The organism is Rhodopirellula sp. J20-39, from assembly GCF_057365095.1.
In genome coordinates this window covers 5,189,299-5,211,176 of sequence record NZ_CP195123.1, presented here as the reverse complement: position 1 = coordinate 5,211,176, position 21,878 = coordinate 5,189,299, and the positions used below count along the sequence as shown (strand labels likewise).

General features: G+C 55.3%; 14 protein-coding genes and 1 pseudogene. 5 read left to right on the top strand and 10 right to left on the bottom strand.

Annotated features, from left to right (window positions below; translation table 11 throughout):
* Together ACR3ZL_RS18820 and katG are read right to left on the bottom strand one after the other, a co-directional pair.
* Complete coding sequence (locus ACR3ZL_RS18820) at window positions 1-1,440, bottom strand: BamA/OMP85 family outer membrane protein (protein ID WP_473651563.1); 1,440 nt, start codon at window positions 1,438-1,440, stop codon at window positions 1-3.
* Window positions 1,441-2,026: 586 nt separating this feature from the next.
* Window positions 2,027-4,237 carry a catalase/peroxidase HPI gene (katG, locus tag ACR3ZL_RS18815; protein ID WP_473653516.1) on the bottom strand — a complete coding sequence of 737 codons (2,211 nt, stop codon included), beginning with the start codon at window positions 4,235-4,237 and terminating at the stop codon, window positions 2,027-2,029.
* A 378-nt stretch (window positions 4,238-4,615) separates the two neighbouring features.
* On the opposite strand from katG, the gene ACR3ZL_RS18810 reads away from it, so the two are divergent.
* Complete coding sequence (locus ACR3ZL_RS18810; protein ID WP_473651564.1) at window positions 4,616-5,509, top strand: LysR family transcriptional regulator; 894 nt, start codon at window positions 4,616-4,618, stop codon at window positions 5,507-5,509.
* A 40-nt stretch (window positions 5,510-5,549) separates the two neighbouring features.
* Here ACR3ZL_RS18810 and cydB read toward each other — a convergent pair.
* The 8 genes and pseudogenes from cydB to ACR3ZL_RS18770 form a co-directional block, all read right to left on the bottom strand.
* A pseudogene (cydB, locus tag ACR3ZL_RS18805) lies at window positions 5,550-6,578 on the bottom strand (cytochrome d ubiquinol oxidase subunit II).
* A complete protein-coding gene (locus ACR3ZL_RS18800; protein WP_473651566.1) occupies window positions 6,575-8,044 on the bottom strand; it encodes a cytochrome ubiquinol oxidase subunit I in 1,470 nt (489 codons plus the stop codon). The pseudogene cydB and the gene ACR3ZL_RS18800 overlap by 4 nt, the downstream one beginning before the upstream one ends.
* Window positions 8,045-8,101: 57 nt before the next feature.
* Window positions 8,102-8,911: a c-type cytochrome gene (locus ACR3ZL_RS18795; protein WP_473651567.1), complete on the bottom strand. Its 810-nt coding sequence runs from the start codon at window positions 8,909-8,911 to the stop codon at window positions 8,102-8,104.
* 21 nt (window positions 8,912-8,932) lie between these two features.
* Window positions 8,933-9,694 carry a class I SAM-dependent methyltransferase gene (locus tag ACR3ZL_RS18790; protein WP_473651568.1) on the bottom strand — a complete coding sequence of 254 codons (762 nt, stop codon included), beginning with the start codon at window positions 9,692-9,694 and terminating at the stop codon, window positions 8,933-8,935.
* A gap of 52 nt (window positions 9,695-9,746) precedes the next feature.
* Window positions 9,747-10,277 carry a rhodanese-like domain-containing protein gene (locus tag ACR3ZL_RS18785; protein ID WP_473651569.1) on the bottom strand — a complete coding sequence of 177 codons (531 nt, stop codon included), beginning with the start codon at window positions 10,275-10,277 and terminating at the stop codon, window positions 9,747-9,749.
* A gap of 88 nt (window positions 10,278-10,365) precedes the next feature.
* Window positions 10,366-10,854 (bottom strand): bacterioferritin, encoded by a 489-nt coding sequence (locus ACR3ZL_RS18780; RefSeq protein ID WP_473651570.1) that lies wholly within the window; start codon window positions 10,852-10,854, stop codon window positions 10,366-10,368.
* A gap of 247 nt (window positions 10,855-11,101) precedes the next feature.
* On the bottom strand, window positions 11,102-13,684 hold the full coding sequence (locus ACR3ZL_RS18775) for an ATP-dependent Clp protease ATP-binding subunit (RefSeq protein WP_473651571.1): 2,583 nt from the start codon (window positions 13,682-13,684) through the stop codon (window positions 11,102-11,104).
* Window positions 13,685-14,131: 447 nt separating this feature from the next.
* Complete coding sequence (locus ACR3ZL_RS18770) at window positions 14,132-15,352, bottom strand: hypothetical protein (RefSeq protein ID WP_473651572.1); 1,221 nt, start codon at window positions 15,350-15,352, stop codon at window positions 14,132-14,134.
* Window positions 15,353-15,432: 80 nt separating this feature from the next.
* On the opposite strand from ACR3ZL_RS18770, the gene ACR3ZL_RS18765 reads away from it, so the two are divergent.
* The 4 genes from ACR3ZL_RS18765 (at window position 15,433) to uvrA (ending at window position 21,818) form a co-directional block, all read left to right on the top strand.
* Window positions 15,433-17,220 (top strand): Na+/H+ antiporter NhaC family protein, encoded by a 1,788-nt coding sequence (locus ACR3ZL_RS18765; RefSeq protein ID WP_473651573.1) that lies wholly within the window; start codon window positions 15,433-15,435, stop codon window positions 17,218-17,220.
* A 225-nt stretch (window positions 17,221-17,445) separates the two neighbouring features.
* Complete coding sequence (gene pgsA, locus ACR3ZL_RS18760; protein WP_473651574.1) at window positions 17,446-18,036, top strand: CDP-diacylglycerol--glycerol-3-phosphate 3-phosphatidyltransferase; 591 nt, start codon at window positions 17,446-17,448, stop codon at window positions 18,034-18,036.
* 4 nt (window positions 18,037-18,040) lie between these two features.
* Window positions 18,041-19,258, top strand: a complete 1,218-nt coding sequence (locus tag ACR3ZL_RS18755) for a CPBP family intramembrane glutamic endopeptidase (protein ID WP_473651575.1) — start codon at window positions 18,041-18,043, stop codon at window positions 19,256-19,258.
* A 40-nt stretch (window positions 19,259-19,298) separates the two neighbouring features.
* Window positions 19,299-21,818 (top strand): excinuclease ABC subunit UvrA, encoded by a 2,520-nt coding sequence (gene uvrA, locus ACR3ZL_RS18750; protein ID WP_473651576.1) that lies wholly within the window; start codon window positions 19,299-19,301, stop codon window positions 21,816-21,818.
* Window positions 21,819-21,878: the final 60 nt, after the last annotated feature.

Sequence of the window (21,878 nt, the reverse complement as noted above, 5' to 3'; positions counted from 1 at the left end):
TCATCGCAGCATATCCTTCCGCGGTATCACCTTGATGTCCGGTGTCGCAGCTACCGCTGGGTTGGTTTCCAGTAGTTGGCTGCGTTCGATTCGGCGGCGGCTTAGTTCGAGTGTTTTGCGGTCAATCCAATCGCCTTCACGCATGTCGACCAGGTTCAACATGGTGGTTTCTCGCATTAAGTGCGGCTCGCCGTCAATGTTGACCATGATCCGGCCAACCTTCCAACGATCGCCTTCGGTAATCTCGTAAACGATGTCGGCGACACCGTTCTCGTCACGCATGATCGTTTTCGGTTTGACTTCGGCGTAGATGAAACCCAGTTCACCGTACCCGTAAACCAACTCGCCGACGTCGCGTCGCATGATCGTGCCGTCGAACATGTCGCCTTCTTTCAATTCAAGGCGAGCACGTAAAGATTCTTCGGTGATGAATTCGTTGCCGACGATTTGCATGTCGCCGATCCGGAAGCGAGGACCTTCCTTGACAACGAATACAACGGTCATCCATTTGCCTGACTCGTCGTACTCGATCCGGCGTCCCACCGTGGCGGTTAGGAATCCAAGTGAGTGGTAGTAGGCTGATAGGCTGTCGACATCTTGGTCGATTTTCTTCAGGTCGGCGGTGTTGCCCAGGTAGCTCATGAACCCGGCCATCGGACCGCGTGAGCTAATGATCTTTTTCAGTCGAGCTTCCGTGACGATCGTGCTGCCTTCGATTTGAATGTCAGCAATCCGCTCTTTGGGGCCTTCGTTGATGCGAAAGATCACCGTGCCGGGCGGTACCAGCGATGCATCCATGGCGGGAGTTTGGCCGGCTCCAAATTCTTGACCAGCGATCGTGGAGGAAACGGCGGCCTGGTTGAAGCCTTCTTCTTGATAGTAGTCCACCAGTCGACGTCGGCCGGATTCGACCGAGAATTCGCTTAGTGGGTCGCCTACTGATACGCCCGCACGACCTGCGATCTCGCGGTCGTTCAGGGCACGGTTGCCGTGGAAAATGACTTTGGTGACCATCGGTCGTTCGTGCAGATAAAACGTGACTTCGACGCTTGGTGTATTGTTGGTATCGGAATCAGGATTTTCCGATGTGCCTGGCGGTTGATTGGATGCCAGTGGTTTGACTTCGAACGTGACTTGATCAAACGAACCCATGTCGTTGAGTCGCCGCACGTCGGTCAAAACGGTTTCGGAGTCGTAGAATCGACCTTTCCGCGTTTGCAGTTCCGAGAAAATGTCCGCCGAGGAAACGGTTTGGTTTCCGATGATGCGAACCGATCCAACGATCGAATCGCCTTGTTCACGGCGAAAGGCCATGCCGGCGTGAGTGTGGATGTGGTCCCGGAATCGTGGCTTTTCCACGGCCGATGGAGCTTGAGCACCGCCGCCGCCACCCATTCCACCGCCCATTTGAGCGGAAGCGGGTGATGTGAGGATAAGCACAGCGAGAATCCATGCGAACATCGCACGCCCGATTATGGACGCGAGTGTATGACGACAATGTGAGATCGACCGATTCAACGAGCGGATCCTTCTTGAAAGGGATTCGTTTCGGAGTCCAGTGGTGTTGCGAAAACACATCCAGTACGTGTTTTGCAGCATTTCAGCACTCCGGTCTACGTTCCTACCAACGTCGAGAGCCCGGCCACAAGGCGAATCGCTTGAAAGCTGCAAATCTATGCCGGTGTTGAGGTTGCCTCCGCTCAGTGGGAGCTGGCCGGGTACCAGTTTCCCGGTGATGTTGCACGCTTCGCGGTGGTCATGCAGCCGCTGGCATGGGTGGTTGATAGCTTGTTTTGTGCCGAGATGATGTTGTTGTTTTGAGTGACCTTGTTCGGTTCCGACTGTCCCTTTACAAAAAGAGACCGGCAACGGAACAACTCCGCTGCCGGTCTCTTGGATTAAGTTTGAAGCGAGTTTCAATTCTGGGCCGGTTGATCAAGACGAGGCAACCCGAAGAGTGCGTCAGCCGTACCCTTCGAATCGACTTGTCAGTCATACCGCGAACTCACAGCTCGCCTAGGTATTGCTATGGAGTCATTGCCACATTAGCACCACGGGTTCGCTTGGCTTTTTCCAAATCGAATCGGTCTAGGTTCATCACTTTGGTCCATGCCGATACAAAGTCCGTCACGAAACGCTGTTTGGAATCCGAACTGGCGTAGACTTCCGCGATCGCTCGCAGTTGCGAATTGGAACCGAATACGAGATCAACCGAGCTGGCTTTCCATTTCTCAGCACCAGTCTTGCGATCGCGTCCTTCAAAGAAGTGATCGCACATGGCTGACTTTTCCCACTTCGTGTTCATGTCTAGCAAGTTGACAAAGAAGTCATTCGTCAACGCGCCGGGGGTTTTAGTGAAGACGCCCAATCCGAGTGAATCGGTGTTGGTGTCCAGCACTCGCAAGCCACCAATCAAGACAGTCATCTCGGGGGCCGTCAGAGTCAGCAACTGGGCGCGATCGACCAATGCTTTTTCAGCACGGCGTGTCGAATCGTGCGAAAAGTAGTTGCGAAATCCGTCAGCCTTTGGTTCGAGCACAGCGAACGAGTCAACATCCGTCATTTCCTGAGTCGCATCGGTACGTCCGGGAGCGAAAGGAACTTGAACGTCGATACCTGCTTTCTTGGCAGCCGCTTCGATGCCTGCACATCCGCCCAAGACAATCATGTCAGCGAGCGAAACTTTGGTGCCATCGGTCTGAGCTTGATTGAATTCGGTTTGCACTTTTTCGAGAGTTGAGATCACGTTGGCCAGTTCAGCAGGATTGTTCGCCTGCCAGTCCTTTTGCGGAGCCAAACGAATGCGTGCACCGTTGGCACCTCCTCGGCGATCACTGCCGCGGTAGGTCGATGCTGAAGCCCAAGCGGTCGACACCAGTTGAGAAACCGACAAGCCGGAATCCAGAATCGAAGCTTTCAATACCGCAATGTCCGAATCGTCGATCAGCGGGTGGTCAACCGCGGGGACAGGATCTTGCCAAATTTGCGCCTCCGCAACATCGGGGCCTAAACATCGTGAAACCGGCCCCATGTCTCGGTGGGTCAACTTGTACCAAGCATGAGCAAACGCCTTTTCAAATTCCTCCGGGTTTTCATGGAAGCGTTTGGAGATCGGTCCATAGATCGGATCCACTCGCAATGAGATGTCGGTGGTGAACATCATCGGTGCGTGCGATTTCGATGGATCATGGGCATCCGGTACGGTGTCCTGAGCCGATTCTTCTTTTGGTGTCCACTGGAATGCACCGGCGGGGCTTTTGGTTAATTCCCATTCGTAATTGAACAGGTGCTCAAAGTAGTCGTGCGACCACTCCGCTGGCGTCGTGGTCCACGCACCCTCTAAACCGGCTGTGATAGTGTCGCCGGCGTTGCCGGTGCCGTGGCTATTTTTCCAGCCGAGGCCTTGCTCTTCCAAGCCCGCCGCTTCAGGTTCACGCCCAACAGTACCTTCGGGGCTAGCCGCTCCGTGAGCTTTGCCGAATGAGTGACCTCCAGCGATCAATGCAACGGTTTCTTCATCGTTCATCGCCATCCGGCCAAACGTTTCCCGAATGTCTTTAGCGGCGGCCAAAGGATCTGGCTTGCCGTTAGGGCCTTCCGGATTCACGTAAATCAAGCCCATCTGTACGGCGGCAAGTGGATTTTCCAAATCGCGATCACCGCTGTACCGTTTGTCGCCAAGCCATTCGCTTTCGGGGCCCCAATAAATATCGTTTTGTGGTTCCCAAACATCGACACGACCGCCGGCGAAACCGATGGTTTCAAATCCCATCGACTCCAACGCACAATTGCCGGTCAATACCATCAAATCGGCCCAAGAAATTTGGTTGCCGTATTTCTGTTTGATCGGCCATAGCAATCGACGAGCCTTGTCCAGGTTGGCGTTGTCAGGCCAACTGTTCAGCGGTGCGAACCGCTGCAGTCCATAGCTTGCACCGCCACGGCCATCGGATTCACGATAGGTGCCGGCGCTATGCCAGGCCATCCGTATGAACAGCGGACCGTAGTTCCCATAGTCGGCTGGCCACCAATCTTGCGATGTGGTCATCAATTCGTTGATGTCATTCTTGACCGCTTCTAAGTCTAGCTTGCTGAACTCTTTGGCGTAATCAAAATCTTCACCCAACGGATTGCCTTTGACCGAATTCTGATGCAAGACGCTTAGGTCTAATCGGTTAGGCCACCAGTCTTGGTTCGAGTACGAATGCATCGGTGCCGCCGCGGAACCACTACCCATTACGGGACACTGGGCGATTGATCCGCCGGCAGCGTGATGGTCCGACGAATGGTTGTCGCTGGTCGCTGGTAACTTGCTGCCCGAGTCCTCTGCGAGTGCGAAGGATGGAGCGATGGCCGTTGTGGCGAGGCTGAATACCAACCAACGGGCGGATGAGGAACGGGGCAATAGGCGTCTCATGGTCATTCCTGTGATCGAGAGAAGGAGGGGAGCGGCCGATGCGGGGTTGCCGGATCGGCGATGGAACCCCTGAAGTATCGTCTTGTGCCGGGCGGCTGTCCAATGCATAGTTTGGATAGTTGCTATGCGAAACCTGCATCGTCATAATAAGCTGTGGTCAACTGCTCGACGCTCAACCTACGAACCGGATTGTTCGCGATGGACATGGAACAACTTGCCAATTTCCAATGTTTGGCTGATTTGAAGAACTTCACGCATGCGGCGGAGCGACTGAATATGTCGCAGCCTGCCCTAAGCCGCTCCATCCAGCGGTTGGAAGAAGAACTGGGGCAGCCGTTGTTCGACCGAAAGCCGAGGGTGGTGGAGCTGACCGATGCGGGTTTGTTGTTCCAAAGCCGTGCGCAGCAGATTTTGATGATTGTCGAGGACACTAAGGCTGAAATTTCCGACGACGGGCAAAGCGGCCGGATTCGGATCGGTGCGATCCCGACGATTGCACCGTTCTTTTTGCCTGATCTATTACGACAGTTTTCAGACGCGTTTCCCGGTGCCAGTCTGATCGTGCAAGAAGACACGACGGATCATGTGATGAAACGTTGCAAACAAGGTGAGCTGGATGTTGCGATTCTGGCGTTGCCGGTGCCCACGCGGTTCGTCGAAGTGGAAGAGTTGTTCGAAGAGGAGCTCGTGCTGGTGATGCCACTGGAGCATCCGCTGTCGAAGAAAAAACAGGTCAAGATTTCGGACGTGGAACAGTACCCGTTTGTGTTGTTGGGCGAGGCTCATTGTTTGACCGACAACATCACGTCGTTTTGTCATCAACGATCGATTCAGCCTGTTGCGGTTGAACGCACCAGTCAATTAATGATGGTGCAAGAGTTGGTATCCTTGGGCCATGGCGTTTCGATGATCCCAGAGATGGCCAAGAAGCTAGACCGAACCCAGCGCCGTGCCTACCGTTCCATTCACGGTACTAAACCCAAGCGAACGATCGCTGCGGTTTGGAACCCTTATCGCTTCCAAAGCCGCTTGCTTCGAGAATTCCGAGAACACCTGCACCGGTACTCGAAAGCGTTCTCTCAATCAAAGTAGGTCTGCTTTACTGATGCTTTTGATTGGTAAGTTATTTCGCTCAATAGCTGTGCGGATCCAGTTTCACCTTGCCACGAAAGATCCAGTAGATAATCAGCGTGTAGCTGAGGACGCAGGGCATGCCAAAGCCGGCGATGAACAGCATGGTCCGCAACGTGCCAGCACTGCTGCGGGCATTATCGAGTGTGACGCTATAAGCCGGATCGATGGTTGAAAGCATGAAATTCGGGAAGATTGCAACACTGAACAACGACGCGAGCGCAAGGATCACCATCGACGAGGAAAAGAACGCGTAACCCGGTTTGCCGAGATGCATCGCCCGGGGAATGTTCAGCACCGCCAGTGCGTTAAGCACCGGGACGATCCAGAGCCAAGGGTGCAGCGAGATGTTCTCGGTTGCATGGGGCACATGCCACCAAGTGGCGAGGCTGACGACGATGTAGGCGATTGCGAAAACGTAAAACAATGGAGTGATGAAGCGACGGGCCCGGGTCTGCAATTCGTCTTCCGTCTTCAGGTACAAATAGATTGCTCCGTGCAATGCGAAAAGCGATACGGTTAGGCAACCGACCATGATCGGGTACCAATAAACCTGGCCGAGCAGACTGCCTTGGTAAACGTACTGGGGCCCTAGTTCCATGCCCGCCATCACGTTGCCACCGGCGACACCCAGTAGCATTGCGGCTGTTACCGACGAGAGGAAGAATCACATGTCCCAAAACTTCCGCCAGGCCACCGAGTGGACTTTGGATCGAAATTCTAAACTGACAGCGCGGCCGATCAAACACAGCAGCAATAGGTGGAACGCGGCGTAAAAGCTGCTAAAGACTGTTGCGTAGGCTACCGGGAATGCAGCAAACAAGGCACCACCAAAAGTGACTAGCCAAACTTCGTTGCCGTCCCACAACGGACCAATTGAGTTCATCACGAGGCGACGTTCTTGGTCATCCTTGGCGATGAAAGGGTGCAATATGCCAACGCCCAGATCGAAGCCATCGAGAATCGTGTACCCGCAAAGCAGAACGCCAAGTAGCACGAACCAAATCAGCGTGAGTGTTTCGTAATTCATTCGTCTGAATCCTCCATCAGTTGGCCGCCGTAGGGAGTGCCGCCATGACTGATCGCTTCGGACATCGATCCGTGTCGTTTGCGTTTGTACTCGGTTAATTCCTCTGGCGATTCGGGACCATGCTGAATTTTCTGGTTCAAGACAAACACCCAAACCGCGAAGAGCAGCGAGTAGATGATGCCAAACATGATGATCGAGCTAAGGACTTGTTCGGCCGTGACGGACTCGCTCAAGCCGTCGGCCGTGCGCAAACCCATCATCTCGACACCGTCTTGAACGGATGGGTAAACGATCCAAGGCTGCCGCCCCACTTCCGCTGTGATCCAGCCGGCTTGGTTGGCGGTCATGGCGGCAACTGGCATGAACACCAACGCCCACAGTAACCAGCGTTTTTGGTCCAGGGTTCCGCGATACCAGAACCAGCATGATAGCGCCGCGATTCCCATCATCATGGTGCCCAAGCCCACCATCAAGTGAAACGTTTGAAATGGCAACCAGATCGGCGGACGTTCGTCGGTTGGGATTTGGTCCATCGCGGGAACAGGCGTTTCGAAATCGTTGTAGACCAGGAAGCTAAGTAGGTAAGGGAGTTGAACACCAAAGTGAACGGTTTCGTTTTCCGCGTCAGGCCAACCGAATGCGTAAAGTCCGGTTGGTTCGTCGGTGGTATGAAAGTGGGCTTCCATCGCGGCCAGTTTCGCAGGCTGGGTTTCGACCAATTTTTGGGCCGAATCGTGACCGGTGGCTGCGGCCAGAATCGTGAATAACAGCGAGGTTGGAATTGCGATGGAAAGACAACGCCGGGCTACTTCGAGATGTCGGCCTTTGAGTAAGTAAAACGAACATACTGAAGCAACAAAGAACGCACCCAGCACAAAGGCACCGATCACGGTGTGAGTCAGACGATCTACTGATGATGGATTGAACACCATTTCCCAAAAGTCCGTCACCTCGGCTCGCGGTGTCATTTCACCTTGCACGTCATGCCAAACAATGTGATAGCCGGCGGGGGTTTGTTGCCAACTGTTAGCGATGACGATCCAAACGGCGCTGAAGACCGATCCCAGGAATACCATCAGGGTGCTGAATAAATGCATCTTGGTGCCGACGCGATCCCATCCAAAGACCAGTACCGCTAGAAAACCACTTTCAAGGAAGAACGCAAAGATTCCTTCGGCGGCCAAAGCTGATCCGAACACATCGCCAACGAAGCGAGAGTAGGCCGCCCAGTTGGTGCCGAATTCGAACTCCATCACGATTCCGGTAGCCACGCCCATCGCAAAGTTGACCGCGAAGACTCGAGTCCAAAATCGGGCCGCGGCTTCCCAAGCCGGATTGCGAGTGCGGAAGTAGGCAAACTCACAGAGGAACAACTGCAGTCCCAGCCCGATCGACAAAGGCGGGAACAGGTAGTGAAACATGATTGTGCCGGCAAACTGAATCCGGCTAAGTATTTCAACATCCATCGTGGGTGGGTGGCTCGAGCGAGCCTTCCTTCGCGGTAGTTGCGAGGCAGCGGCAGGTTAATGTTCTGAGTGTGGTGCCGAAAACTTGGGGCGATCGTGTGAGTTGACGTACGCAGCGATGTCAAACGCTTCTTGATCTGACAGATCGGTGTCGTCCAGAGGCATCGCGACTTTTAGCCAAGAAGCCATCTTGGCTAGTTTGGATAGACCGGCACCGTCATTGAAAGATGAATCGCCCCACACCGGTGGTCCCTCATCGTTGCCCGTTCCATGGTCGCCATGGCAATCCGCACAACGGTTTTCGTAAAGCTCTTTGCCTCGCGTCAGATTGGGCGGGAAACGCGTGGGGTCCAGCATGGTCAGGTGATTGGGGCCGAGCGACTTTTCCGGGTTCATCTTCATAGGCGCACCCGCGGACAACCAAGTGATGTAGGTCGCGATTGCGACGGGAACCTGCGAGCCATTGGGCGGACGTGTTCCGTTCTGGCTGCGGATAAAGCAATTCAGAATTCGGGCCTCCAGCGTGATCACCATATTTTCTCGAGGCGCGAATGCTGGGTAGGCTGATGCGACGCCCAGGAAAGATGCGGCCTTTGGATGACGCCCGGCGTCCAAGTGACACGACGTGCAGTTCAGCGAGTTGCCGACGAACGGTTTGCTGAGTGGATGTTCGCTGGTTTGGTTAACCAGTGCTTCACCTAGGCGAACCGTTTGGCCGAGCGGCCCAGGCGGGTATTCGTTTGCATCGGCAGCAAACGAAAGGTTGCCTATCAACGTTACCGCTGCGATCAAACCGACAAACCGGAGGATAACGAGAACGGTTTGGCGTGATCGAGTGGCTGGACTTGCCGGTTCGTCAGAACGCATGGTGTCGCTTGTGGTTAAGGATCAGCTTTGTGGTTTGCTGAAACGGAGCAAGTAGTTTTCTTCAAATTCCTGGATCGGGACCTCGTCGCCAAACTCGAATCCCGCCGAGATGATTTCGTCTCGAAAGGTTTCCTTGTTGGCGCGGACGTGACCTATCAAGAAGTCTCGGGACACGCCAGGAATTCGATTGAAGTCGATCAACACCAATCGCCCGCCCGGTTTGAGTGCTCGATAGATCGACGCGAGCGATTGTTGAGGTTGTTCGAAGTGATGGTACGTGTCGCAAATGAACACCAAGTCGACGGATTCGGGTGGCAAGCGGATCGATACATCGGTACCGAGTACCGTCGTCAGATTTTCCACACCATCGGCGGTCGCACGTTTGGCGATGTGTTGTAGGAAATTGGGTGAGATGTCAACGCTGTAAACCCAACCGTCCCAGCCGGTCGTCTTGGCAAACAGTCGGCTATAGAAACCCGTGCCCACGCCGACGTCAGCGATCCGTTGGCCCGGCTTAATGGCACAAGCTTCCAGGACTGCCTTGCGTGCGGCGTAGACTTCGCGGCTTTCGACTTCGAAACGTGCGAGCCACTCGTCGACGTTCAGTTCCGGATCTTTGAACTTGTCGTTAATCCCAGCGGGCAGCGAGACGGTATCGAGGTTGTTTTTGTCCGTTGCCGCTGGAGTTTGGCTCTGCTTGTCCAGGATGGAGGTGTCCTGGCAAAGTGCGCCATTCAGTGGCAGGCAAAGCACGGTGAAGGCAAACGCAAGAAGATGTTTCATCAGGTAGGCCGATGTTGCAGGGAAGTGGTGGCAGTCGGGGACTTGCGCCGCGTTAATTCGTGACCTGTTCATATTGGCTGGGGATCTTGTAGCGGTCGCTATAAGTGTGGACACGTTGGGTGGGTTTGCCGTCCAGCGTAACTAAAGGCAAACCAGCATCGATCCACTTTAGGATGCTGCCGGTGTAGTTTTTGACCTTGATATCCTTGCGTGCCAATACTTTCGCGTACGCTCCACTGCGCCCGCCCACGGTGCAGTACGGGATGACCGTCTTGCCACGGTACTTGTCCGCGTTCTCTTCGTACTGTGCCTTGGTTATGGCACCAGGGATCACCGAAACTTTCACTTCCGCGGCCGATCGCACATCGACAAGTACGAAATCGGACTCGGGCGGTTGGATACCAGCGGCTTTAGCTTCCTTCGCGGCCGATTGCTGCTTTTCTAGTAACTCATGCAGCGCATCCGTGCTGATCGATTCGATCTTAGGGCTCGAAAAAAGCCCACCGAGCTGAGCCTTGGCAACGTTGCCGAAAGTGCTCGCAAAGATGAGTGTCAGCAATGTGATTGTCGTTGTCTTGATCACTTGAGTGCGTCCTCCGTGGGATGGAAGCTCGCTGCACAATGCATTGAGCGAATCTCGATCTTAGACAACTTCGGTCCGTTGTCGACAACTAGGTCGACTCAGTTGCCGACGGCGAGGGCATGTGCTTGGAAATGTAAGCGGGTTCGCCCATTCGCTCCAACAGGTCGAGTTGCAATTCGAGCCAGCTCATATGCCCTTCCTCTTCCATCGCGATGCGTTCGAAGAGTTGTCGGGTGCCGATGTCGTGGTCGTTGGATGCCTGAATCGAAGCTTGGGTATAGAACTCGATGGCTTCCTTTTCGTCCTTCATGTCCGTTTCGAACATCTCTTTGAGCGACTTCGCTTGGACAGGCGTCTTCTGCAGTTCCAGTTTAGGTTCACCCTTTAAGAACAGAATGCGAACCAGGAACGCCTCGGAGTGATCGAGTTCTTCACGCAGTTCGGACCGCATTTGGGTGGCAAGAAGATCCATCCCCCAGTCGTCTAGCACGGCGGCGTGCAATTGGTATTGGTGAGTCGCGGTCAGCTCCATTGACAAAGCTTGTTGCAGATTAAGGAGAGTCTGAGTCTTAGCCATGGAGGAGCCTCGGTGAAGTTGGCGGGGGGTGAGCGGGTGCAGTGCCAAGCCGAAGGGGATCAAGCTTGGAGTCTCGCTGCCGGATCTGTAATTCAATGTATCGCTGCAACAACGGTAGGCAACAAGTGTTTCGCTGGACACAGTGTCGCATGATCCAACATTAACGAAAAACGGCTCGTTCAGAAAAACTGAACGAGCCGTTGGTTAGATTTCGTTAGCCCACTTGGGCTAAGGTCTTATCGATGGATTAAGACTTCGATTCGTCTTTGTCTTCGCTGGACGAGGAGCTTGCCGAAACGGCTTCCTCTTCCTTCGGAGCGGGTAAGCCACGAGTTTCGCCTTCGAAGTTCAGGCGAGTGACCTTGCCCGAATCGTTGCGATGAACGTCGATGACAATCGTGTCTTTCCCAACGAAGGTCCCACGTAGCAGTTCTTCGCCGAGCGGGTCTTCGATTCGTTGTTCAAGAGCACGACGTAGCGGACGTGCACCGTAATCCAGGTTACTGCCTTGCTTGATCAAGAATTCCTTGGCGTCTTCGGACAATTCAAGTGCGAGGCCACGTTCGAGCAATCGCTCGCGGACTTTTTGCAGTTCGAAGTCGATCACGCCCTTCAAGTCCTTGGTCGTCAAGTGACGGAAGATGATCGTGTCGTCCAAACGGTTTAGGAATTCCGGACGGAAAACGCGTTCGATTTGGTCCATCACGCGAGCCTTCATCGATTCGTAGCTCGCGTCGCCATCTGGCTTGGCGAATCCGAATGCGGCCTCGTTCTTGATCGCTTCCGCACCAGCATTGGTGGTCATGATCAAGATCGTGTTCCGGAAGTCGACGTTACGGCCGAACGAGTCGGTCAAACGACCTTCTTCCATCACTTGGAGCAACATGTTGAAGACGTCCGGGTGAGCCTTTTCGATTTCGTCGAACAGGACCACGGCGTAAGGACGGCGACGGATCTTTTCAGTCAACTGACCGCCTTCTTCGTAACCGACGAATCCGGGAGGTGCCCCGATCAAGCGGCTAACGTTGTGCTTTTCCATGTACTCGGACATGTCAATGTGCACGAGGGCATCAGCGTCACCGAACATGTATTCGGCAAGCGACTTGGCGAGCAACGTTTTACCCACACCGGTTGGACCGGCGAAGATGAACGAACCGGTTGGCCGCTTAGGATCTTTCAATCCACTGCGACTACGGCGAACAGCCTTGGCGATTGCGGTAACCGCTTGCTCTTGGCTGACGACCCGCTTGTGCAGTTCTTCCTCCATTTGCAGCAGACGCAGGCTGTCTTCGGTTGAAAGCCGGGTCAACGGAATACCAGTCATCTTGCTGACGACTTCAGCGATGATTTCCTCATCGACGACGCCATCAGTTTGCTGTGACTTTTCACGCCATTCCTGGGTGATCTGGTCTTTCTTCTTACGAAGCTTTTCGGCCTGATCACGAAGGTTGGCGGCTTTTTCGAAGTCTTGGTTTGCGACCGCGTCTTCTTTTTCCTTGTTGAGGGTTTCGACTTCTTCGTCGATTTCCTTCAAATCTGGTGGACGGGTCATGGTGCGAAGACGCACACGAGCACCGGCTTCATCGATCACATCGATGGCCTTATCGGGCAAGCAGCGAGCGGTGATGTAACGTTCGCTCATTTCAACAGCGGCAACAACTGCATCGTCGGTGAACTGAACGCGGTGGTGTTCTTCGTATCGTTCGCGAAGACCCTTGAGGATCTCGATCGTTTCGGCCTTGCCGGTTGGCTCAACCATGATCTCTTGGAAACGACGAGCCAGAGCGTTGTCCTTTTCGATGTACTTACGGTACTCGTCAAGCGTGGTCGCACCGATGCACTGGATTTCGCCCCGTGCAAGTGCTGGCTTGAGGACGTTAGCAGCATCGATCGCGCCTTCTGCACCACCGGCTCCGACCAAGGTGTGGAGTTCGTCGATGAACAGAATCGTGTTCTTGACCCGACGCACTTCGGTCATGACCGCTTTGATGCGTTCTTCGAATTGACCGCGGTACTTGGTACCAGCGACCATCATCGCCAAGTCCAAAACAACGATGCGTTTGTCCGCAAGGATCTCGGGGACTTCACCACCGATCACACGTTGAGCGAAACCTTCGATGATGGCGGTCTTACCGACACCGGCTTCACCCAGCAGAACAGGGTTGTTCTTGGTACGACGGCAAAGGATTTGAATGGCACGTTCGATTTCTCGTTCGCGTCCGATAACTGGATCCAATTCGCCTTTCTTGGCGAGTTCGGTCAGGTCACGGCCAAAGCTGTCCAAGGCAGGAGTCTTGCTCTTGCCGGACTTGCCGCTTCCGCTGCTGCTACCTGAGCTGCTGTCGCCGTCGCCGGTGCGTCCGCCGCGTTCGCCAACTTCAGCACCTTCTAAGCCGTGGCCCAGTAGGTTTAGCACTTCTTCGCGAACGTCTTCAAGCTTCAGGCCCAAGTTCATCAGAACCTGAGCGGCGACGCCTTCTTGTTCACGCAGCAAACCCAGCAAGATGTGCTCGGTGCCGACGTAGGAGTGGTTTAGGTTGCGAGCCTCTTCCATCGAGTATTCGATGACTTTTTTGGCACGCGGGGTTTGAGGCAACTTGCCAACGGTGACCATTTCAGGGCCGCTTTGAACAAGCTTTTCGACTTCCAGGCGGATTTTCCGCAGGTCGACGTCGAGATTTTTAAGCACGTTGGCGGCAACGCCGCTGCCCTCTTTGACTAACCCGAGCAGGATATGCTCGGTGCCAATGTATTCGTGATTGAACCGTTGAGCCTCTTGGTTGGCCAATTGCATGACTTTCCTGGCTCGGTCAGTAAACCGCTCGTACATGTTTTTCGTCCCTTCTTATTTCTGGTTCCGAACCCTGTCACACGAGCAATTCCAATAGCATGATACCCCCGCCGAGGGCAATACCACGCTTGCTGAGCGCATGACCGGACTGTCAAACTGGCGAATCTTTCGTTTTACTACAACGCTTACGCAAACGGTACGCCACAAACAGGGGTTAAGGCCAGTGGGCGTGCCCAATGGCGGCCAGATTCACCGAAAAAATTGTAGTGAGCAAGCCAGGCCAGGCAATCAGAGGGCCGATGGCCCCCGCGATTTGCGGAGTGTTTGCGATTCCACGAGACCACATCACAAAACACTACGCGGTGGCGAGCGTTTTTTGTGCGAAGCGGAGGCTTTCCTTGTGCGAAATAGGCAACCAAACGATTGATACAGCACCAAATGGGCGTGTCGCGGGCTGATTCCGGGGCGGTGATAGTGCTGTTCAGTTCAACCAGGCGAGAGTTTGCTCAATTCACTGACCGCAGCAACGCTTAGCAGGTCACCGCGAGCGAAACAGAACGTTTCCAGCTTTTCAGCGATCTGGGTGTCGCCCGCTTTGATCGCGCGAACCGCCATTGCCATCATTTCAGGCATAACCCGGCCGACTGGAACATCGGCGGGGAACAGTTCGATCGCCGCTCGCAAGGCGTTGCCGGGCGAACCGGTGCGGTCCAGCAAATCGATGTAGGTTTCGATCGCCCCGCTGCCTTGTGTCACCGGATCGACCGTGCGGGCCTTTTGTTCAAATATTCTAAGGTTGGACTCGACATTCTGTCCCAGCACGGCGGAAAAGAAGGCCGTGTGCGCGGGATAGAAATCGACGAAGGGTTCTTCGCCGGGATATTGAAAATCTGCTGCGAGCCGGCGTCCGTACTGGCAAAGCTGGTGAGCTTTGTCGATCAGTGCTGGATCCTCGAGAACCGTCGCAAAGCGAATCACCGACGCCAAGTGGGTTGTGTCGAGGTGATAGCCTCCGCCGCCCAAAATCCAGGCGTACTTGCAAACCAAATCACCGAGCGAGAGAGTTTCCAAGGCTCGTTCCACTTCGGCAGTGTCGACCCCGTTATCGGCCGCGCGGTTGCGGAAGTCGTCTCGGACTAGTGAGTTGAGTTCGTCGTAAAAGTGATTCAGTAGGACAGCGGACGCGGTTTGTCGATCTGCTTTGGATCGAGTGGCGATGACCTGGTCGTACAGCGTGATGGAGTTGCAGGTGCCTTGTTGGTTGAGCACGGCAAGGTATCCGCGGCCCAGGTCGACGCCTTCGTGCAGCAGCACGTGGACCATTTCGTCGTAGTTGTCGTCAGTAATTTCGACTCCGTCCAGCAATCGTTTGATCAACGCCGTGTCACCGACAGGCCGCAGGTACATGTAACCTTCGCCGATCTTGCCGCTGTCGATCAGCATGGCTCCGGCTTGGCGACAGGCGTCGAGCAGGTCGTCCTCGAGTTGTCGCTGAACGTCCACGTTGCCGCGAGTTTCCGCTTCCAACGCCAAGTCGGGGGGAGCGATCATTGGCAGGTTATGAGCCAAACGACTTTTCATCTTCAGCGCTTCGAACAGCTCCACCGGGCGTTTTTCGCGGCGGAAGTAGGCAATAACCTCGTCAATCCGCTTGGCTGGTTCGGGGCTGAGTCGTTCGAGCAGTGCTGAATCAAGAGGGGAAGTCAAAACGAATCGTTCCTAGCCGCGGGGATGAGGGGTGGGGAATGAAGGTGGGGGTGTGCGTGTGATTGAAGTCGGAGATGCTTATGGTAGCGAACGTGGACGCGGATATCGATGCGTTCACAGGAAACCACGCGTCGCTCGACGACATTGCCGTTTTAGATTGCTGGAGCCCGAGGATGGAACAATATGGATGGCTGAGCCTGTTGCCGCCGTTGGTGGCAATCGTATTGGCGTTGGCGACTCGTCGGGTATTGATATCGCTGGCGGCCGGGGTTTTGTGCGGTGCGGTTATTTTAGCCAGCGTCGGTTTGCAGCCCGAGGGCGTCAACGCAGGTTGGCGCGTCCGTTCGATGGTCTTGTTCTACGATGCGATGGCGGCGTCGGTGTTCGACCACAGCCATCTGATGGTGTTCGCCTTCACGATGTTGTTAGGCGCGATGGTGGGCGTCGTCGAGATCGTCGGGGCACTGCGAGCGATGATGCTTCGGTGGGCCGGGAAAGTTTCCGATTCGCGCGGTGGTCAAGCCATCATCGCCGCGATGGGATTGGCGGTGTTTTTCGATGATTATGCCAACACGTTGTTGGTCGGTGGCACGATGCAGTCGACGGCCGATCGCTATGGAATCTCGCGAGCGAAGTTGGCCTATCTGGTCGACTCCACGGCCGCACCGGTAGCCGGACTGGCGATTGTTAGCACGTGGGTTGCGACGGAATTGAGCTATTTAGAGGAAGGGATTGCGGCATCGGAGCTTGCTGGCTCGATCAATGCTTTCGAGTTTTTCGTGCAAAGCATTCCCTATCGCTTCTACCCTTTGTTAGCGATCGGATTGGTGTTCATCATCGCGATCACTGGACGCGATTTTGGGCCCATGCGACGTGAAGAACTTGCGGCCGGAAAAAACGAACCGCTATCGAACTTGATTGAAGGTTCCAAATCGTCTGAAGACGCTCGTCAAAATTGGGGCGGTGTTGAGGGCAGTCCGTGGTGGCGCCGCGGTGGCAGTTGGACGCTATTCGGCGTCGCCTTTGCCCCGATTGCGGCCTGTTTATTAGCGTTGGTTGTGGTTCTGTTGACGACGGGATGGAGTGAAGTCGGAGCCGACAACTTGCGTAGTGAGGAAGCCTGGTCGTTTTGGGCGAGCGTTTACGACGCTGGGAATCTGGTCGGATCAGGTGATTCGTATTTGGCGTTAGTGGCCGGTGGTGCTGCTGGGTTGTTGGCTGCGTTGTTGTTGGCGGATTGGGGCTCGCCGGCCGGACGGCAAGCAATGGGTCAGGGGGTGGTTAACGGAATGCGGCAGATGTTGCCAGCGATGGGAGTGTTGTGGCTGGCGTGGGCGTTGTCCGCGATGACACAGCACTTGGACACAGGCGGGTACTTATCGAGCGTGCTGACCAATCGATTGGACGTCCGGTGGATGCCGACTTGCGTCTTCTTGCTGGGCGGCGTGATCGCGTTTTCCACCGGAACGAGTTGGGGCACGATGGCGATTCTGACTCCTATCGCGGTCAGTTTGGTGCTGGACATGCAGGCTGAACAAGTGGCGTTGGCGGGCGTCTCGGCGGCGTCACCGATTGCTTTGGCGACGTTCGGCGGTGTGCTGGCGGGAGCGATCTTCGGCGATCACTGTTCACCCATTTCCGACACCACCGTGCTTTCGAGCCGAGCGTGCGGTTGCGACCACGTCACGCACGTCACTACTCAGATGCCCTATGCGATCTTGGCGGCGCTGGTTTGCGTACTGACGGGAACAATTCCGGTAGGATTCGGGGTGCCGGTGAGTGTTTGTTTGGTGGCCGGAAGCGTGGCTTTGATCGTGGCGGTCCGGCTGGTTGGGCGAGCTCGGGTGGTCGAGGGATCGGGGCACTGATCGCTGTGATTAGGGCCTCCGGGCGATCGTTCCGTGAATGACCGTCGGTTGGCGGTGTGGCCTGAGTGGGATAAGTTGTCCCGCAACCGATGTAATCGTCGGTTTTTGGGCTCAATTGAGTTCGGCACCGTCACTTCGACACGCTGCTGCGTTTTTTTCGACGACTTCACCCCAGTCGAGCGTGTTCGCTCGCAAGTTTCTTGTCTGCTCAGTTTCGGAATTTCTATGCCAAGTCCCTCGATTTACAACGTGCCCAATGCGTTGACATCGGTTCGATTCGCGTTGGCGATCGCGGTCATGGTGTTAATCCCGATGGGGATGCCGCTGGCCGCGCTGATCACGTTTTTGGTGGCGGTTTCGACCGACTGGATGGACGGGTATTGGGCGCGCAAGTACGGACAGGTCACCAAGCTGGGACGCATCTTTGATCCGTTCGTCGACAAAATCATCATTTGTGGCTCATTCATCGCGTTGGTGGAGTTGGACAATAGCCCGGTCGCGTCTTGGATGGCGACGATCGTGGTGGCGCGAGAACTATTGGTCACCAGTTTGCGAGGCATTATCGAAGGCGGCGGTGGCGACTTTTCGGCGAGCTGGTTGGGCAAGTGGAAAATGGTGGTGCAGTGCGCCGCGGTGGTATCGGTATTACTGACGCTTGTCATTGACCCGGTTCCAGAATGGCTAGGGCCGACGACGACCGCTTTGGTGTGGGCGGCGATCGGGATCACCGTCTATTCAGGCGTGGACTACACCTTGGTTGCGGCTCGGGTCATGCAGAGTCCAGCGACTGAAAATCAACTTACGGATCGAGATTGACTTGATGGAAACGACCGCCGAATCGTTAGAGCTGGGCGTCTTCGAGTGGCTGCTCGCAACGATTTCGCTGCTGATCCTGTGTGCGTTTCTCAGTTCGCTCTGGAAATGGGTGTCGTTGTTACGCCAGGGCAAACGGCTCTTCGGTCCCAATCCGCTTGTGGCGCCTCGTCCGCGACCTCGGCCGTACTGGAGTGTGATCCATGCGGCGGTGTTCTACGGTTTCGTGATCGTGGTCAGTATTGTCTTAAGCGGCATTGCCGCGGCGGTCGGCTTGCTCGACCTGGATGCACTGTCCGAAGAAGGCTCGCCGATCAGCGTCGCTCAGTTGCTGATTAGCTCGTTTGCAATGTTGGTGGCGACGGTTTCGACTGTCTTGATCGCACTGCCGCTGCGACCCCATGTGCCGCTGTCCAATACGGGCGGCGTTGACGTAAAAAGCGGCGATCAGCTCGTCGAGCATGATCCTTTGGTAAGGCATGAGCGTCCAGGGTTTGGTTGGCTTCCAAAGCGAGGTGATATCTCGCTGGGGGTGATCGCGGCTTGGCTAATCTTGCCGCCGACGATGTTGATGATGGGGGCCGTATCCGCGTTGCAAGAATACTCGCATCCTGTGCTGGATGCGTTGAAGCCCGATGATCCAAACCTAGGGCCTGACTACGCCATTTTTGCCGCGTTGTTCTTTACCACCGCGATCGTGACCCCGATTGTGGAAGAGTTTTGGTTTCGTGGTTTGTTGCAAGGTGGACTGCAGCGATTGGCCGACGCGCCCGGTGACACTCGGCGTTTCCTAGGTCGTTCGTCGTTAGTAGCGGCCGATGTTGTCTCGCCGGAAGTGGTGGTTTTGGAACCGGAGGAAACGGGCAATCCTTACCAGGCCTCTATGGTGACGGACGGCTTCAGCGGCCCTGCGGTGTCAGACGCGTTGCCTGAAGCGAAACTGCCCAAGACCACCCAAGAAGCGGCCAACATTCCTGTAGTCCCTGTCAGCATGGGAACTCGCGCCGATTGGACTCCGACGGCAATCTGGCCAATGGTTTTGGCAAGTTTGCTGTTCGCGTTGGCGCATTGGGGGCAAGGCTTGGCCCCGATACCGTTGTTCTTTTTGTCGTTGGGGCTGGGGTATCTTTACCGGCAAACCGGTTCGTTGATCCCTTCCATCACGGTCCACTTTATCTTGAACGGATTCACGATGACCGCAACGATGTTGGAGATGATGAAGTGATCGATGGCTTGCGATGTTCTAGCCGAGGCGTGCTAGCACCTTGAAGACGCCTATTCGGATTCGCGGCGCTCGCGTCCACAACCTGAAAAACTTGGATGTCGATATTCCGCGTGATGCCATCACGGTGATCACGGGCGTTTCGGGTAGCGGTAAAAGTTCGCTCGCATTTGACACGCTCTTTGCGGAAGGCCAGCGGCAGTACATCGACACGCTTTCGACGTATGCGAGGCAGTACCTTGATGCGATCCCACGGCCTGACGTGGACTTGATTGATGGCTTAGCGCCGACGCTTTCCATTGACCAGAAAAGTGGTTCCCAATCCGCACGCAGTACCGTTGCTACGGTCACTGAAATCTACGACTACATGCGATTGCTATACGCGCGAGTGGGCACGCCACACTGCACGCAATGTGGAAGTGCGATCAGCACGCAGACGGTTGATGCAATTGTAGAAACGCTGTTGACGTTGCCACCCCGTACCAAGCTGACTTTGATGAGTCCGATGGTGCGTGGCCGTAAAGGGGCTCACGCGGACGTGCTGGATAAGATCGCGTCGCAAGGTTTGGTTCGCGCCCGCGTCGATGATGTGGTGTATCTGCTCGAAGACATTCCACCGCTCGCGGTCCGAAAGAATCACACGATTGAAGCGGTCGTTGACCGAATCGTATTAAAGGAAGGCATCGAATCGCGGTTAGACGAATCGGCCCGTTTGGCGATTCGGCTCTCCGAAGGGATGTGTTCGGTAATCATCCAGTTGCCCGATGCGGATGAAGAAACCAAGCTGTTCAGTACGGCGATGGCGTGTGTCAATTGTGGAGCAAGCTTTGAGGAACTGGAACCGCGAACATTCAGTTTCAACAGCCCTTATGGTGCGTGCCCGTCATGCGATGGTTTGGGGAAAATCCCTATCGATACGGGGGACAAGTCGACTTCTTATGAAGTTTGCCCCGATTGCAATGGCGGGCGTTTGCGTGCGGAGGCGTTGGCCGTTTTGGTTCACGGGCTGTCGATTGATCGTGTGTCGGCAATGCCCTTGGTCGGACTGCCCGATTGGATGCGATCAATCACCGACGGGATGACCGAACTGAATCGCCGCGTGGCCACGCCGATTTGTGAAGAAGTGATTCGGCGGGTGGAGTTCTTGTTGCGAGTGGGCGTGGACTATCTCACCTTAGATCGCTCGGCGGACACGCTCAGTGGTGGCGAGTTGCAACGAATCCGCTTGGCAACGTGCATCGGTAGCGGCTTGGTGAGTGTGTGCTATGTGCTCGACGAGCCTTCGATTGGATTACATCCGGCTGATCATGATCGCTTGTTGGCGGCGATTGCGGAATTGAAGTCGCAAGGCAACACGATCGTGATTGTCGAGCACGACGAAGACACGATGCGGGCGGCCGACTTCCTGATTGATATCGGGCCCGGTGCGGGCACGCACGGCGGACAATTGATTGCACAAGGCAGTCCCGATGATGTGGCGGCTCATCCTGACAGTCCGACTGGCCAGTACTTGTCGGGCAAACACAAGGTTGGACTCGATCGTGCTCGGCGAGTTCCCAAACGCGGGCATCGGCTGCGTTTGGAAGGTGCGACGCTGCATAACTTGCAAAACGTGAAGTTGGATTTGCCACTGGGCTTACTGGTTGGGATTAGCGGTGTGTCCGGTAGCGGCAAGAGTTCGCTGATTGTTGATACGCTGTATCCGGCTCTCGCGGGAAAGTTAGGTTTGGTCGCACCAGCGCCAGGGCCGCATCGACGGCTGACCGGTGCCGATAAATTGGACAAATTGGTTCCTATCGATCAGTCGCCAATTGGTCGAACTGCTCGGTCTTGCCCGGCGACCTATGCAGGAGTTCTGGATCCGATTCGCAATGTGTTCGCAGCAACGCGTGCTGCCAAGACGTTAGGTTTTAAGGCGGCTCGGTTCAGCTTCAATTCAGCGTCAGGTCGTTGCGATGTTTGCAAAGGCAATGGCTTTGAACGAATCGAGATGAACTTTTTGAGTGACCTGTTGATTGAGTGTTCGCGTTGTGGCGGGAAACGTTTCAACCGGCAAACGCTTCAAGTTCGTTTCAAAGGTGCAACGATCGCAGACGTGCTCGCGATGACCATCGAATCCGCTCAAGAGTTTTTCGAAAACGTGCCCAAGGTTCATCATCTGCTGTCGTCCCTGGTGGACGTGGGGCTGGGCTATGTCACGCTTGGACAGTCCAGCACAACGTTAAGCGGTGGCGAGGCACAGCGGATTAAGTTAGCAACTGAACTAGCGAGACCGGGAACAGGAAAGACGCTCTACCTTTTAGACGAGCCTACGACCGGTTTGCATTTTTCCGATGTGCAGCGATTGCTTGTGGTCTTGGATCGATTGGTGGATGCTGGCAACACGGTTGTTGTGATTGAGCATCAATCGGATCTGTTGGCGGCGTGCGACTGGCTAATCGACATGGGACCTGGCGGCGGCGATCGTGGTGGCAAGGTGATAGCCGCAGGAAGCCCCGAGTTGGTCGCGGGGTCGGAAGAATCCTTGACGGGTCATTTCCTAAGACCACGGCTGCCAAGCTAATTCGCCGCGTGTATCTGCTGTCGTTCCTTAGTCTGGCCAGTCTCAACCTGGGGAGTGAGC

What these genes read in the sequence shown, in the direction of transcription:
- katG (WP_473653516.1), bottom strand. Translation starts at nt 4,237, where the DNA reads ATGGGTAGTGGTTCCGCGGCGGCACCGATGCATTCGTACTCGAACCAA.
- ACR3ZL_RS18810 (WP_473651564.1), top strand. Translation starts at nt 4,616, where the DNA reads ATGGACATGGAACAACTTGCCAATTTCCAATGTTTGGCTGATTTGAAG.
- ACR3ZL_RS18800 (WP_473651566.1), bottom strand. Translation starts at nt 8,044, where the DNA reads ATGGATGTTGAAATACTTAGCCGGATTCAGTTTGCCGGCACAATCATG.
- ACR3ZL_RS18795 (WP_473651567.1), bottom strand. Translation starts at nt 8,911, where the DNA reads ATGCGTTCTGACGAACCGGCAAGTCCAGCCACTCGATCACGCCAAACC.
- ACR3ZL_RS18790 (WP_473651568.1), bottom strand. Translation starts at nt 9,694, where the DNA reads ATGAAACATCTTCTTGCGTTTGCCTTCACCGTGCTTTGCCTGCCACTG.
- ACR3ZL_RS18780 (WP_473651570.1), bottom strand. Translation starts at nt 10,854, where the DNA reads ATGGCTAAGACTCAGACTCTCCTTAATCTGCAACAAGCTTTGTCAATG.
- ACR3ZL_RS18775 (WP_473651571.1), bottom strand. Translation starts at nt 13,684, where the DNA reads ATGTACGAGCGGTTTACTGACCGAGCCAGGAAAGTCATGCAATTGGCC.
- ACR3ZL_RS18765 (WP_473651573.1), top strand. Translation starts at nt 15,433, where the DNA reads ATGGTAGCGAACGTGGACGCGGATATCGATGCGTTCACAGGAAACCAC.
- pgsA (WP_473651574.1), top strand. Translation starts at nt 17,446, where the DNA reads ATGCCAAGTCCCTCGATTTACAACGTGCCCAATGCGTTGACATCGGTT.
- ACR3ZL_RS18755 (WP_473651575.1), top strand. Translation starts at nt 18,041, where the DNA reads ATGGAAACGACCGCCGAATCGTTAGAGCTGGGCGTCTTCGAGTGGCTG.